11 protein-coding genes are annotated in these 13,710 nt (G+C 66.7%); 8 read left to right on the top strand and 3 right to left on the bottom strand.

All coding sequences use genetic code 11. The features are described 5' to 3' along the window. Nucleotides 1-18: 18 nt before the first annotated feature. Nucleotides 19-1,074: a mannose-1-phosphate guanylyltransferase/mannose-6-phosphate isomerase gene (locus AX672_RS03715; protein ID WP_082730355.1), complete on the bottom strand. Its 1,056-nt coding sequence runs from the start codon at nucleotides 1,072-1,074 to the stop codon at nucleotides 19-21. Nucleotides 1,075-1,233: 159 nt separating this feature from the next. Between AX672_RS03715 and AX672_RS03710 the strand changes: the two genes are divergently transcribed. From AX672_RS03710 to AX672_RS03695, 4 genes are read left to right on the top strand one after another with little or no spacing between them, the layout of a single operon-like run. Next, nucleotides 1,234-2,622 carry a TIGR03013 family XrtA/PEP-CTERM system glycosyltransferase gene (locus AX672_RS03710; protein ID WP_066648419.1) on the top strand — a complete coding sequence of 463 codons (1,389 nt, stop codon included), beginning with the start codon at nucleotides 1,234-1,236 and terminating at the stop codon, nucleotides 2,620-2,622. After that, nucleotides 2,619-4,658, top strand: a complete 2,040-nt coding sequence (prsK, locus tag AX672_RS03705) for an XrtA/PEP-CTERM system histidine kinase PrsK (protein WP_231731143.1) — start codon at nucleotides 2,619-2,621, stop codon at nucleotides 4,656-4,658. The genes AX672_RS03710 and prsK overlap by 4 nt, the downstream gene beginning before the upstream one ends. Continuing rightward, a complete protein-coding gene (gene prsR / locus AX672_RS03700) occupies nucleotides 4,655-6,004 on the top strand; it encodes a PEP-CTERM-box response regulator transcription factor (RefSeq protein ID WP_066648415.1) in 1,350 nt (449 codons plus the stop codon). The genes prsK and prsR overlap by 4 nt, the downstream gene beginning before the upstream one ends. Further along, on the top strand, nucleotides 5,997-8,063 hold the full coding sequence (locus tag AX672_RS03695; RefSeq protein WP_066648412.1) for a tetratricopeptide repeat protein: 2,067 nt from the start codon (nucleotides 5,997-5,999) through the stop codon (nucleotides 8,061-8,063). The genes prsR and AX672_RS03695 overlap by 8 nt, the downstream gene beginning before the upstream one ends. A gap of 138 nt (nucleotides 8,064-8,201) precedes the next feature. Here the strand turns inward: AX672_RS03695 and AX672_RS03690 are convergent, their stop codons facing one another. Together AX672_RS03690 and AX672_RS03685 are read right to left on the bottom strand one after the other, a co-directional pair. Beyond that, nucleotides 8,202-8,603, bottom strand: coding sequence for an endonuclease domain-containing protein (locus AX672_RS03690; RefSeq protein WP_066648410.1), 402 nt, complete (start codon nucleotides 8,601-8,603; stop codon nucleotides 8,202-8,204). A 137-nt stretch (nucleotides 8,604-8,740) separates the two neighbouring features. Then, nucleotides 8,741-10,513 (bottom strand): ABC-F family ATP-binding cassette domain-containing protein, encoded by a 1,773-nt coding sequence (locus AX672_RS03685; RefSeq protein ID WP_066648408.1) that lies wholly within the window; start codon nucleotides 10,511-10,513, stop codon nucleotides 8,741-8,743. Between the two features lie 106 nt (nucleotides 10,514-10,619). Here AX672_RS03685 and AX672_RS03680 point away from each other — a divergent pair, with 106 nt between their 5' ends. Genes AX672_RS03680 through AX672_RS03665 form a run of 4 tightly spaced genes read left to right on the top strand, consistent with a single transcriptional unit; the run spans nucleotide 10,620 to nucleotide 13,697 of the window. Beyond that, nucleotides 10,620-10,910 (top strand): hypothetical protein, encoded by a 291-nt coding sequence (locus AX672_RS03680; protein WP_066648529.1) that lies wholly within the window; start codon nucleotides 10,620-10,622, stop codon nucleotides 10,908-10,910. A gap of 27 nt (nucleotides 10,911-10,937) precedes the next feature. Further along, the gene (locus AX672_RS03675) at nucleotides 10,938-11,603 is read left to right on the top strand and encodes a response regulator transcription factor (RefSeq protein ID WP_066648405.1); all 666 of its coding nucleotides are present in this window, start codon (nucleotides 10,938-10,940) and stop codon (nucleotides 11,601-11,603) included. Next, the gene (locus tag AX672_RS03670; RefSeq protein ID WP_066648402.1) at nucleotides 11,596-12,993 is read left to right on the top strand and encodes a sensor histidine kinase; all 1,398 of its coding nucleotides are present in this window, start codon (nucleotides 11,596-11,598) and stop codon (nucleotides 12,991-12,993) included. Before AX672_RS03675 ends, AX672_RS03670 begins: the two co-directional genes overlap by 8 nt. Nucleotides 12,994-12,998: 5 nt before the next feature. Next, entirely contained in the window at nucleotides 12,999-13,697 is a 699-nt protein-coding gene (locus AX672_RS03665; RefSeq protein WP_066648400.1) for an enoyl-CoA hydratase/isomerase family protein, read from the top strand. Nucleotides 13,698-13,710 lie beyond the last annotated feature (13 nt).

Raw genomic sequence — 13,710 nt, 5'->3', positions numbered from 1 at the left:
AGCAATTCTAGCTTCAAACTACTTCTTCATCGCCTCGAGCAAGCGTTTCACGTCCTGCGAACGGCCCCGCGGCAGGATCAGCACGTCATTGCCGCTCGCCACCACGATCAGGTCCGACACGCCGACCATCGCAATGCGCACGCCGTCTGACCTCACAAGGCAGTCGACCGTGTCGAGCGTGACGACATCGCCCTTGCAGCTGTTGCCGTGCCCGTCGCAGTCGCTCAGCGCGTGCAGCGCGTCCCAGCTGCCGACATCGCTCCACCCCATGTCGACGGGTACACAGGCGACGCGGTCGGCCTTTTCCATCACCGCATAGTCGATCGAGTCGGCGGGAGAGGCTGCAAAGGCATCGGCATCGGGATGGATGCGCGCGCCCTCATGCCGGGCGCGGCTCATTGCCTGTTGCGTCGCGACCAGCATTTCGGGGGCGTGCTGGCCAAGCGCGGCGAGATACATGTCGGCGCGGAACAGGAAGATGCCACCGTTCCAATAATGCCCGCCCGCTGCCAGCATCGCCTGCGCGCGGTCGAGCGGCGGCTTTTCGACGAAGCGCTCGACGCGGTGGACGCCGGGCGCAATCGCATCGCCGACATGAATATAGCCATAGCCGGTTTCGGGCCCGGTCGGCTGGATGCCGAAGGTGACGAGCCAGCCTTCGCGCACCATCGGCAGCGCGCGTTCGATCGCGGCGTGGAAAGCGGGCACATCGACGATGACGTGATCGGACGGCATTACCAGAATCGGATCGGCGCCACCCCCCGCCGCAATCGCGGCAAGCGCAATCGCAGGCGCGGTGTTGCGGCCCATCGGTTCCAGAATCAGCGCGCGTGCCTCGGCTTCTACAGCCGCCAACTGCGCTTCGACCAGATCGGCGTGATAGGCGTTGGCGACGACAATCGGCGCGCCGAACAGCGGATGCGCGGCCGTGCGACGCGCGGTCAGCTGAAGCATCGTCTCGTCAGCGGTGAGCGGCAGCATCTGCTTGGGCATTTCCGGCCGCGACATCGGCCACAGCCGGGTTCCCGATCCGCCCGACAGGATGATGGGGGTGATCGGTGCGCGGGTCGTCATGCAAGCTCTCCTCAGCCCGGGCTCTTTAGCGGGCATCGGGGCCGAAGGACAACGCGCCAAACACGTGATTGCCGCGCCGCTGTGACAAAGATTTTTTGCGCCAAGCCTGCGCGTCGTGTCGGATTTGTTTACACCTGTCGCGATAGACCGACGATCGCGATGATCAGGCTCTTCAAACAATATGTGCCGAACGCCGTGCTGCTGCTCGGCCTGTTCGATCTCATCGTGCTCGGCATCGCCGCCGAAACCGGCTGGGTGTTGCGCGCGGGGCAGATCGGGATGCTGGTCGAGCCGATCTATACGCGGCTGCCGCAGATCGCGATTTTCATCGTCTCGCTCGAAACCGCGATGATTGCGGTCGGCGTCTACGGCCCCGGCGCGCTCCAATCGATTCGCTTCGCGACTGCGCGGCTGATCGTCGCGGTGTCGCTGGGCATCATTTTTCAGGCGACGATTTTCTTCCTCGTGCCTGCGCTCACTTTCTGGCGGTCAAATCTGCTTTACGCGATGGGTTTCTCGATCCTCGGGCTGATCGGCTTGCGCATCCTGCTCGGCAAGACGCTCGGCAGTCAGGCGTTCAAGCGGCGGATCGTCGTGATGGGCGCCGGCACCCGCGCGCAGCGGCTGAAGACGCTTGCGCAGCGCCCCGGATCTGCGTTCGTCGTCGTCGGCTATATCTCGATGTCGGAAGCCAATCGCGTCATTCCCGAAGCGATCGCGCGCGATGCCATTTACAACCTTGCCGATCATGTCGTGCTGCTCAACGCCAGCGAAGTCGTGCTCGCGCTTGAGGAGCGCCGCAACGCGCTGCCGCTGAAAGACTTGCTGCGGATCAAGACGACGGGCGTGCACGTCAACGAAATCTCGACCTTCCTCGAGCGGGAGACGGGGCGCGTCGATCTCGACAGCGTCAATCCGAGCTGGCTGATTTTCTCGGACGGCTTTTCGTCGGGGCGGATGTTGTCGAGCGCTTTCAAGCGACTGTTCGACATCGCCGCCAGCCTCGTGCTGCTGGTGCTGACGCTGCCGATCATCGTCATCACGGCGATTATCGTGAAGCTGGAGAGCAAGGGCCCAGCCTTTTACCGCCAGCGCCGAGTCGGGCTGTACGGCGTCGGCTTCGACATCATCAAGCTGCGATCGATGCGGCAGGACGCCGAAGTCGCGGGCAAAGCCGTCTGGGCCGAAAAGGACGATCCGCGCATCACCCGCGTCGGCCGCTTCATCCGCAAGGTCCGGATCGACGAACTGCCGCAGGCGTGGAGCGTGCTGAAGGGCGAAATGAGCTTCGTCGGCCCGCGCCCCGAACGCCCGCAATTCGTCGAGGATCTCGAACAGAAACCGCCCTATTATGCCGAACGGCACATGGTGAAGCCGGGCATCACCGGCTGGGCGCAGATCAACTATCCCTATGGCGCGTCGATCGAGGATAGCCGCCAGAAGCTCGAATATGACCTCTATTACGCCAAGAATTATTCGCCCTTCCTCGACCTGCTGATCCTGCTCCAGACGATCCGGGTTGTGCTCTGGCCGGAGGGTGCGCGGTGATCCTGTGGGGGCATGCGCTGGCGGCATTGCTGTTCGGCCTGCTCGCGCTGTCGCAGATCCGGCATGCGGCAGACGCATTGCCGCGGCTCACTTTCGTGCTCGCGCTCGGCGCGACTGCGCTGTGGGCGCTGGCCGTCGCGGGCATTGGTAGCATCGACCTGACCACCAATCTGCTCGAGGCGCTGCGCGATCTCGGCTGGCTCGGCTTCATGTTCGCGCTGGTGCGCCGCGATCGGCGGGCGCCCGAACGCGCCGCGATCCAGATCATCTATGGCGTGGTCGCGACGATCGTGCTGGCGAGCGGCATGCTGGCGATCGCCACGGCAGCGCTGCCCGCCAGCGACAGCGCGGTGATGATGGCGGCGCGCGTCGTGCTGCAGATGATGGTCGCGGTCAGCGCGCTGTTGCTGATCCATCACCTTTACGCGGCCGTCGCGCCGGGCGCGCGTGGGGGCATCAGGCTGGTCGTCGTCGCGCTGGCGGCGATGTGGTCGGTCGATCTGGTGCTGTTCGCGACCTCTTATGCGAGCGCGGGCTGGCCGACCGGACTTGTCGCGATGCGCGGCCTTGCGCTTGCGCTGCTCGCGCCGATCTTCGCGCTCGCGGTGCACCGCAATGGCGACTGGACGCTGCAGCTGTCGCGCACGGTCGCTTATCAGTCGCTGTCGCTGGCGGCGATTGCGCTTTACGTGATCGCGATGGGTATGGCGACCAGCCTGCTCGCCACAATCGGCGGGCCGTCGGCGCGGATCGTGCAGACGGCGTTCGTGTTCGGGACCACCGCCGCGCTGTTCGCGATCCTGTCGACGCCGTGGCTGCGCGCCTGGACGCGGGTGAAGCTCGCCAAGCATCTTTTCGCGCATCGCTACGATTATCGGCAGGAATGGCTGCGCTTCACCGACACGCTCGGCAAGCCCGGCGAGGATGCCGCCCCGCTCGAAACGCGCATCGTCAAGGCGGTTGCCGATATGACCGATTCGACGGCCGGGCTGTTGCTCGTCCGCGACGGCGCCGGGCTGGGCCAGGGCGCGTCGTGGCGCTGGGATGGCGACAGTTTTGCGACCGACGGCGAGCTGCCGCGCTATCTGGAAGCAACGGGGCGGATCATCGCGCTTGACGCAGTGCGCACCGACGCGGCCAGCCCCGAAGAGGCGCGCGCGGTGCCGAGCTGGATGGTTGATCGGCCCGACGCGTGGGTGCTGTTGCCGCTGCTCCATTTCGGCAAACTCACCGGCGCGCTGCTGCTCGCGCGCCCGCCGATCGACCGCGCGCCCGACTGGGAGGATTTCGACCTGCTCCACCTCGCCGGGCGGCAGGTCGCGAGCTATCTCGCCGAAGCCCGCGCGCAGCAGGCGCTCGCCGAGGCGCAGCGGTTCGACGAATTCAACCGGCGCTTCGCCTTCATCATGCACGACATCAAAAATCTGGTCAGCCAGTTGAGTCTCGTCGCGCGCAACGCCGAGCGCCATGCCGACAATCCCGATTTCCGCGCCGACATGATCGCGACCTTGCAGGATTCGGCGGCACGGATGAATGCGCTGCTCGCACGGCTGTCGCAGCATCATCAGCCGCGTTCCGAAACGATCGAAACGGTCGACCTGGCGGCAGTGGTCGGGCGGGTTGCGGGGCGGCGCACGGCGCAGCATCCGATCGTCACCGGCGGCGTGCGCGATGCTGTTGCCGCTGCCGATCCGGCGCGGCTCGAACAGATACTCGACCATCTGCTGCAAAATGCGATCGAAGCGAGCCCGACCGGCGAACCGGTCGCGCTGGTCGTCGGCCATGAGGGCGACCACGTCTATGTCGATGTGATCGATCACGGCACGGGCATGAGCCCCGCCTTTGTCCGCGACCGGTTGTTCAAGCCGTTTGTGTCGTCAAAGGCAGGCGGGTTCGGTCTCGGCGCGTTCGAAGCGCGCCAGCTTGCCGAGGCAATGGGCGGCAGCGTCGATGTCACCAGCCGTGAGGGCGAAGGCACTCGCTTTCGGGTGCGCCTGCCCGCGGTCGTGGTGCCCATGCTGGGGGCAGCGGCATGACGATGAAGAAGCTGCTGATCGTCGAGGATGATCTGGGCCTGCAGCGGCAGTTGCGCTGGGCCTATGAGGGGTATGAGGTGCTGACGGCGGCTGACCGCGCCACCGCCATCGACTTGCTGCGCGCCGAAGAACCCGATGTCGTGACGCTCGACCTCGGCCTGCCGCCTGATCCCGACGGTGTCAGCGAAGGCTTTGCGACGCTCGCCGAGATCCTGCGGCTGAAGCCCGACACCAAGGTGATCGTCGCATCGGGCCACGGCGCGCGCGAAAGCGCGTTGCGCGCGATCGGCGAAGGTGCATGGGATTTCTATCAGAAGCCGATCGACATCGACGCACTCGGCATGATCGTGTCGCGCGCCTTCCACGTCCATGCGCTTGAAGCCGAGAACCGGCGACTCGCGGCGCAGGCCGGCGGCGCGGTCGGGCTGGGCGGCATCATTTCAGCAAGCCCAGAGATGCTGAAAGTCACCCGCACGATCCAGCGCGTCGCCGCTGCCGATGTGTCGGTGATGCTGCTCGGCGCGAGCGGCACCGGCAAGGAATTGCTCGCACGCGGGCTGCACGAGGCATCGCCGCGCCGCAAGGGCGCCTTCGTCGCCATCAACTGCGCCGCGATCCCCGAAACGCTGCTCGAATCCGAGCTGTTCGGGCACGAGAAAGGCGCGTTCACTGGCGCGATCAAGACCACCGAAGGCAAGATCGAACAGGCGCAGGGCGGCACGCTGTTCCTCGACGAAGTCGGCGACATTCCGCTGCCGCTGCAGGTCAAGCTGCTCCGTTTCCTGCAGGAGCGCGTGATCGAGCGGATCGGCGGTCGCAAGGCGATCCCGGTCGACACGCGGATCGTCTGCGCGACGCATCAGGATGTCGATGCGATGATCGCCGACGGTCGTTTTCGCGACGACCTCTATTACCGTCTCGCCGAGATCGTCGTGCGCATTCCCGCGCTCGCCGAACGCCCCGGTGACGCGGTGCTGCTCGCGCGGCATTTCGTCGCCAAGCACGCGAAGGCGATGCATTCCGCCGTCACTGGCCTGTCGCCCGATGCCTGTGCGGCGATCGAGCGCTGGAGCTGGCCGGGCAATGTCCGCGAGCTTGAAAACCGGGTGAAGCGCGCGGTCATCATGGCCGAGGGCAAGCAGGTGGCTGCGGCCGATCTCGACTTGCCGGGCGCCGCCGCCGCCGAGCCGATCAACCTGAAGGCAGTGCGCGAGGCGGCCGATCGCGCGGCGATCGCCAGCGCGCTGGCGCGGGCCGACGGCAACATCAGCAACACCGCAAAGCTGCTCGGGATCAGCCGCCCGACGCTTTACGACCTTCTGAAGAGCTATGACCTCCATGCTTAAGATTTCTGGGCGTAAGCTTCTGGTTCTCGGCGGCGTCGGCGGCCTTGTCGCGGCATTGGGGGCGGGGGCGCTGTGGATGGCGCGCGCGCCCGGCGCCGATCCCGCGCAGGCGAAGCATCAGCTCGCGACCAGCCTGAAGCTGCTCGAGCGCGGCAACGCGACGGCCGCGCGCAGCTGGGCGCTGAAGGCGACGCGCAGCGATCCCAAATGGGGGCTGGCGCAGGCCGTGCTCGCGCGGACATATCTCGCGCTGGGCGAGGGGCTGGCGGCGCAGGCGGCGCTCGGGCGTGCCAAGGATGCGGGCTTCGACATGGCGCGCACCCACCAGCTTCAGGCTGAGGCGCTGCTGCTGCAGGGCAAGCCCGAAAATGCGCTGAAGGAAGCACGCAAGACCCTCCCGCATTACGGACGCTATGCGCTGCGCGTCGCGGCGCGCGCGCTGGCGGCGCAGGGTGATCTGCCGAGCGCGCAATTGCTGCTCGGCGGCGTGCTTGCGGATCAGGGCGGGCGCGATGCCGCTGCCTGGGTCGAGCTGGGCCGCGTCCGCCTGCTGACCGGCGATGTCGGCGGGGCGATCGATGCCGCCGCGCGCGCGCTCTCGCTCGACCGGCAGAATGTCGATGCGCTCACGCTGCGCGGTGAGCTGGTGCGCGGCCAATATGGCCTAGTCGCGTCGCTGCCATGGTTTGAGCAGGCGCTGAAGCTCGATCCGTGGCGCTATGGCACGCTGATTACCTATGCCGCCACGCTTGGCGACGCCGGGCGTTACCGCGACATGCTGCAAGTCACGCGGCGCGCGCTCGCGGTGCGGCCGGGCAGTGCCGATGCGCTGTATCTGCAAGCGGTGATGGCCGCACGCGCAGGCAATGACGATCTCGCCCGCGCGCTGCTCCAGCGGACCGGCGGCGCGCTCGACGGGCGGCCGGGGCCGCTGCTGCTGGCCGGGATGATCGATTACGCCAATGGCGGTTACCAGCAGGCGATCGACAAATGGCGCGCGGTAGTGCGTGAGGCGCCGATGAATCTGGTGGCGCGGCGACTGCTCGGCGCCGCGTTGCTCGATGCTGGCGATCCGAAGGGCGCGATCGAGGCGCTGCGCCCGGTGGCGCTGCGCAGCGATGCCGACAGCTACACGCTGCAACTCGTCGGCCGCGCGTTCGAAGCGACCGGCGAGCGCGACTGGGCGGTGCGCTTCCTCGATCGCTCGGCGATCCCGGTGCAGGCGGCAGCACTCCAGTTCGGTACCGACGATGATCTGGGCATGCTCGCAAAGGCGGTCGACGATGCGCCCGGATCGCCGGTCGCGCGCGTCAACCTGATCCGCGCGTTGCTGTTCAAGGGGATGATGGGCGAGGCGCTGGCGCAAGCACAGCTGGTGGTGCGGGCTTACCCGGGCGTGCCGCAAGCCCATCTGGTGCTCGGCGACACGCTGATGACGCTGAAGCGCTTCGACGAGGCCGCAAGCGTCTATGCCCGCGCCGCCAATCTGCGTTTCGACGAAGCGACGATGCTGCGCTCGGTCGAAGCGCTCGAGCAAGGCGGCAAGCGCGACAAGGCAGCGGTAGTCGTAGCGCTGTTCCTCGCGCAAAACCCCGGCAATATCGCCGCACGCCGCCTGAGTGCGCATTGGCAGATCGCGAGCGCGCAATGGGACGCGGCGATCGACACGCTCGAAGGGTTGCGAGCCGACATCGGCAATCGCGATGCCGCGCTGCTGGCGGAGCTGGCGCTGGCCTATGCGGGCGCGGGCGAGGACGATGCGGCGCAGCTTTACGCCGCAAAGGCCTATGATCTGGCACCGCTCAACCCGGCGGTGGTCGATGCTTACGGCTGGGTCGCCTATCAGGCGGGCGGGACGGTGCAGGCGGTGGAGTTGTTGCGCAAGGCGGTGGCAATTGCGCCGGGGCATGGCGGCCTGCGCTGGCACCTCGCGCAGGCGCAGGCGGAGGCGGGCGATGCGGGCGCGGCCAAGGCCAATATCGCGGCGGCGCTGGCCGATCCCGGGTTTGCCGATCGCGTGCCGGCGCAGGCTTTGGCGGTGGCGCTGGCGAAGGGGTGAGATAAGCAGTACGAGGCCCTCACCAGCATCGGGTGAATAGCACCCCGTGCTATTCAGGTCACGCTGGGAGCGTGACCGACCCGGATGCTCCTCTCCCGCAAGCGGGAGAGGGCTAAAGATATGTCGTTGCTTCGTTTTTTAGCCCTCTCCCGTTCTTACGGGAGAGGGTTGGGTGAGGGTCTTCTTCTTGGCGGCGATACGATCCATCAGCAGCGCCAGCACCGCCTCCAACACCCCTGCCTCATTCTCGATCATCTCGTTGTTCCAAACCCGGTGCACCAAATACCCTAGCCGTTCGAGGTAAGCCGTCCGCGCCGCATCGACCTCTGGCTTATGCTGCCCGCCGTCGAGTTCGACGACCAGCATCGCCTCGATGCAGGCGAAATCGACGATGTACGGGCCGACCGTCATCTGCCGCCGGAACTTGAAGCCGCCGAGCTGGCGATTCCGAACGGCGGTCCAGAAGCGCTTTTCGACTTCGGTTGCATTGCGGCGGAGAGGCGCGGCGTGGGGGCTGATCTGGCGACGGACCGGCGGCATGCGGCTAGGTTAGAAGAAAGAAGGCCCTCACCCAACCCTCTCCCGCAAGCGGGAGAGGGCTAAGGTGGTTCATTGCTTCTTCCTAGCCCTCTCCCATTCTTCATGGGAGACGGTTGGGTGAGGGCCTTTTTCTTACCCTACCCCTCCACCATTTCCGCCAGTTCCAGCCAGCGCAACTCCGCCGCGTCCTTCTCCGCCCGTGCCGCCGCGACCGCCTTGGTTAGCGCCTCGAACTGCGCGAAGTCCTTCGTGTACAGCCCCGGATCCGCGAGCGCCGCCTCATCGCGTGCGATCGCCGCGTCCAGCGCCTCGATCCGCTTGGGTAACAGCTCGTAATCGCGCTGGTCCTTGTAAGTCAGCTTGGTCTTGCTCGGGGTGGGCGCGGGCGGTGCGGCGGGCGCGGCCTTGGCGACTTTCTTCTCCGCCGCCGGTCGCCGCTTGGCTTCCCAATCGGCATAGCCGCCCGCCACCACATCGACCGTCCCCGACCCGTCGAGCCCGAGCGTCACCGTCACCGTGCGGTCGAGGAAATCGCGGTCGTGGCTGACGATCAGCACGGTGCCGCCATAATCGCCGATCACTTCCTGCAGCAGGTCGAGCGTTTCGAGATCGAGATCGTTGGTCGGCTCGTCGAGCACGAGCAGGTTCGAAGGCCGCGCAAATTCGCGCGCGAGCAGCAGGCGCGAGCGTTCGCCGCCCGAGAGCGTGCCGATCTTGGCGTCGACCATGTTGCCGTCGAACAGGAATTCCTTGAGGTAACCAACGACGTGCTTCTTGGCGCCCAGCACTTCGATCCAGTCGCCGCCATCCGCCAGCACGTCGCGGATCGTTTTCTCCGGCGCCATCAGCTTGCGCTGCTGGTCGATCACCACGCCGTCGAGCGTCTTCGCGAGCCGGATCGTGCCGCTGTCGGGCGCCAGTTCGCCGGTGAGCAGCTTGATCAGCGTCGTCTTGCCCGCGCCGTTCCTCCCCACAATCCCGATCCGGTCGCCGCGCGTGACCCGCAGGGTCAGGTCGCGAATGATCGTGCGGTCGCCGTACGCCTTCGAAATATGCTTGGCGTCGATCACCACCTTGGTCTTGGCATCGTCGCTCGCAATCGCGAGGTTCGCGGCGCCCTGTGGCCCCAGCATCGACGCGCGTTCGGCGCGCATTTCCTTGAGCTTGGACAGCCGCCCCTGGTTGCGCCGCCGCCGCCCGGTGACGCCGCGCAGCAGCCAATGCTCCTCGATCTTGAGTTTCGCGTCGAGCCGCTCGGCGTTGCGCTCTTCCTCGGCATAGACTTGCTCGGTCCAGGCCTCGAACCCGCCGAAGCCGATTTCGGCGCGGCGGATCGCGCCGCGATCGAGCCACAGGGTCTGCTTGGTCAGCCGCGTCAGGAAAGTGCGGTCGTGGCTGATGACGATGAATGCGCCGTTGTAGCGCGCGAGCCAGTTTTCGAGCCATTCGATCGCGGCAATGTCGAGATGGTTGGTCGGCTCGTCGAGCAGCAGCACATCGGGGCTCTGCGCCAGCGCACGCACGATTGCCGCGCGCCGCCGCTCGCCGCCCGATGCGCTCGCCGCCTCGCGGTCGAGGTCGATGCCGAGCTGGTCGGCAATCGCATCGGCCTCGTGCGGCAGCGGCGCATCGTCGCCCGCCATGACGAAATCGCGCAAGGTCGCGTGCCCTGCGACGCTGGGGTCCTGTTCGAGCAGGATCACCTTGGTGCCCGGCACGATCGTGCGCCGCCCCTCGTCGCAATCGATCGCGCCGGCGATGAGCTTCAGGAGCGTCGTCTTGCCCGCGCCATTGCGGCCGATCAGCGCGAGCCGGTCGCGTGGCCCCACATGGATGTCGAGCCCGCGAAACAGCCAGCCCGATCCCTGAACAAGGCCGAGATTTTCAAAAGCGAGAATAGGTGCTGCCATGATGAGCGCGGTTAGGGCGCGCGGGCGCCTGCGGCAAGTTGCCAGATGCTTTCTGGGCCATTCACAGGCTGTTCAACGCCGCGCCCCTATGTCAATGCCCATGATGATGAGGATGTTGCTTGCGATCCTGTTGCTGACCGCCGTCGCCATGCCCGCCGATGCGCAGCGGCGCGGCGAAAGCCGTGACGTTTTCGAAGCAATGCGATCGGGCAAGCTGCTGCCGTTCCGCGATATCGAACGCCGCATAGTGCCGACGATGAGCAATGCGCAATATCTCGGATTCGACTTCGATGCCGACAGCGGGATTTACACCCTGAAGTTCCTGCGCAATGGAAATGTCATCTGGGTCGCGGTTGACGGCCATTCGGGGCAAGTCATCAGCCGCAGTGGCAATTGACTCGCCCGCTGACAAAGGGATGACAGCATGCGCGTTCTGATCGTCGAGGACGAACCCAGCCTGGGCCAGCAGCTCAAGAACACGCTCGAGGGCGCCGGCTATGCGATCGACCTCGCCACCGACGGCGAGGAGGGGCATTTTCTGGGCTCGACCGAAGCCTATGACGCGGTCGTGCTCGATCTCGGCCTGCCCGAGATCGACGGGCTGACGGTGCTCGATCGCTGGCGGCGCGAGGGCAAGGTGATGCCGGTGCTGGTGCTGACCGCGCGCGACAGCTGGTCGGACAAGGTCGCCGGGCTCGACGCGGGCGCCGATGACTATGTCGCCAAGCCCTTCCAGTCGGAAGAGCTGATCGCGCGGCTGCGCGCGCTCATCCGCCGCGCGTCGGGCAATGCCTCGTCCGAGCTGACCGCGGGCGACGTGCGGCTCGATACCCGCAGCGGCAAGGTGACCAAGGCGGGCGAGCCCGTGAAGCTGACCGCGCAGGAATATAAGCTGCTCAGCTATCTGCTCCACCACAAGGGCAAGGTCGTCAGCCGCACCGAGCTGATCGAGCATATCTACGACCAGGATTTCGACCGCGATTCGAACACGATCGAAGTGTTCGTGACGCGCATCCGCAAGAAGCTGGGCCAGGATGTGATCACCACGATCCGTGGGCTTGGCTACAGCCTCGAAGAACCGAATGGCTGACGCCGACGCCGCGCGACCGGTTGCGTCCGCGGCGCCGCCTGCCGCATCGTTGCGGGCCGCAAGGCGCTCGCTCAGTCGGCGGATGATCCTGATTGCGACGCTGTGGATTTCGGTGCTGCTGGCGGGCGGCGCCTTTGCGCTCGACCGGGTGCTGACCGGCGCGGTCACGCGCAATTTCGACGACCAGCTCGAATATGTGCTGAAGACGCTGATCCTGTCGGCGCAGATCGGCCCGGTCGGCGAGGTCATTTTCAACCGCGAGCCCGCCGACCAGCGCTTTCTGGAACCCTATTCGGGGCTTTACTGGCAGGTCAGCGCGAAGGGGCGCGAAGACTTCCCGTCGCGATCGCTGTGGGACCGGCGGCTGCGCTATGGCGCCGACCATAACGACCGCCAAGTCCATATCTACAACAGCCGCGAGTTCGGCGACGAGAAGCTGCGGATCGTCGAACGCGACGTCAAACTGCCGGGATCGCCGGTGCGCTGGCGGTTCAAGATTGCGGGCAATCGCGATACGCTCGATGCGCAGATTGCCGCGCTGCGCCAGATTCTCGTGGTCAGCTTCGCGCTGCTCGCGCTGGGCCTCATTATCATGGCGGGCTTGCAGACCTTTTACGGGCTGCGTCCCTTGCGCAAGGTTCGCGAGGAGATCGCGCGGATGCGCAGCGGCGCCGCGCGGCGGATCGAAGCGCCGATGCCGGTTGAGGTGATGCCGCTGGTCGACGAACTTAACGCGCTGATCGCGCACAACGAGCGCCAGGCCGAGGAAGCGCGGCGCCACGCGGGCAATCTGGCACATGCACTCAAGACGCCGCTGACGGTGATCATGAACGCGGCAACGGCCGAGGCTGATGATCTCGCGCCGACCGTGATCCGCGAGGCAACGACGATGCGGCGGCAGGTCGACCACCATCTCTCGCGCGCGCGGGCGGTCGGGCGCCGCGGTCACGCGCACAGCCGCGCCGCTGTCTGGCCGAGCCTCGAATCGGTCGAGCGCGCAGTCGGGCGCCTTTATCCGCATGTCCGCTTCGACGCCGACGGGCCGAAGGACCTGCAAGTCCATGTCGAGCGGCAGGACCTCGACGAAATGCTCGGCAACCTGATCGAGAACGCCGCCAAATATGGCGGTGGCAGCGTGTTCGTGACGGTGAAGCCGGTCGGCGCCTTTGTCGAATTTCTGGTTGAGGACGACGGCCCCGGCATCGCCGAAGCCGATCGGCAGCGGCTGTTCGATCGCGGCGCGCGGCTCGATACCGGCAAGCCGGGAACGGGGCTAGGCCTCGCGATCGTGCGCGACGTGGCGGAAATTTACGAAGGTGGGGTCGAGCTCGACGAGAGCGAGGATCTGGGCGGCCTGCTGGTGCGGTTGCGGCTGCCGGTGGCGGGGTGAGCGATATGGCGATTGAGGTGAGCGAAGTCGCGGGGTGCCGGACGATCACGATCGATCGCCCGCCGGTGAATGCGCTCGATCTCGACGCGATTGTGGCGCTCGACGCCGCGTTCGTTGCGGCGGCAAGCGACCGACCGCGCGGCGTGGTGCTGACGGGAGCGGGCAGTGCCTTTTGCGCGGGCGTCGATACGCGGGCGTTCGGCGGCTACGACCGCGCGACCCGGCACGACATGGTCCGCGCAATCACGCGGATGGTCGCGGCGCTGCTGGCGATTCCCGTGCCGGTGGTGACGGCAGTGAATGGCCATGCGCTCGGCGGCGGCTTTGTGCTGATGCTGGGCGGCGATTACCGGCTGGTGGCGGACGCGGCGGGCGCGAAGCTCGGGCTGACCGAGGCCAAGGCGGGGGTGCCGTTTCCGGCAGGGCCGACCGAGGTCATCGCGGCGGAGTTGGCGCCCTCGCTGCTGCGGCGGCTGACGCTGACCAGCGCGACGTTGAGCCCCGCCGAAGCTGTGGCAGCGGACATCGCCGATGCTTTGGTGGCGCCGGAGGATTTGATCGCGCAGGCGTGCTCGGTGGCGGCGGCGATGGCCGCGCAACCCGCCTTTGGCGCGGTGAAGCAGCAGGTGCGCGGGCCGCTGGCGGCGCGGCTCGCGGCGCTCGCCGTATCGGGTGAGGAGCCGTTTCTCGCGGCCTTTGGCTAGCGTCGGAAGCCTT

It is taken from the genome of Sphingomonas sp. CCH10-B3 (assembly GCF_001556185.1).
In the GTDB taxonomy this organism is placed as follows: Bacteria; Pseudomonadota; Alphaproteobacteria; order Sphingomonadales; family Sphingomonadaceae; genus Sphingomonas; species Sphingomonas aquatica.
Note: the sequence above shows the minus strand (reverse complement) of the source record. Positions and strands in the feature narration are given on the sequence as shown.

Excerpts from the sequence above, each read along its gene's own strand:
- AX672_RS03680 (WP_066648529.1), top strand. The coding sequence starts at position 10,620 with ATGAGGATGTTGCTTGCGATCCTGTTGCTGACCGCCGTCGCCATGCCC.
- AX672_RS03710 (WP_066648419.1), top strand. The coding sequence starts at position 1,234 with ATGATCAGGCTCTTCAAACAATATGTGCCGAACGCCGTGCTGCTGCTC.
- AX672_RS03670 (WP_066648402.1), top strand. The coding sequence starts at position 11,596 with ATGGCTGACGCCGACGCCGCGCGACCGGTTGCGTCCGCGGCGCCGCCT.
- AX672_RS03665 (WP_066648400.1), top strand. The coding sequence starts at position 12,999 with ATGGCGATTGAGGTGAGCGAAGTCGCGGGGTGCCGGACGATCACGATC.
- prsR (WP_066648415.1), top strand. The coding sequence starts at position 4,655 with ATGACGATGAAGAAGCTGCTGATCGTCGAGGATGATCTGGGCCTGCAG.
- AX672_RS03695 (WP_066648412.1), top strand. The coding sequence starts at position 5,997 with ATGCTTAAGATTTCTGGGCGTAAGCTTCTGGTTCTCGGCGGCGTCGGC.
- AX672_RS03675 (WP_066648405.1), top strand. The coding sequence starts at position 10,938 with ATGCGCGTTCTGATCGTCGAGGACGAACCCAGCCTGGGCCAGCAGCTC.
- AX672_RS03715 (WP_082730355.1), bottom strand. The coding sequence starts at position 1,074 with ATGACGACCCGCGCACCGATCACCCCCATCATCCTGTCGGGCGGATCG.
- AX672_RS03690 (WP_066648410.1), bottom strand. The coding sequence starts at position 8,603 with ATGCCGCCGGTCCGTCGCCAGATCAGCCCCCACGCCGCGCCTCTCCGC.
- AX672_RS03685 (WP_066648408.1), bottom strand. The coding sequence starts at position 10,513 with ATGGCAGCACCTATTCTCGCTTTTGAAAATCTCGGCCTTGTTCAGGGA.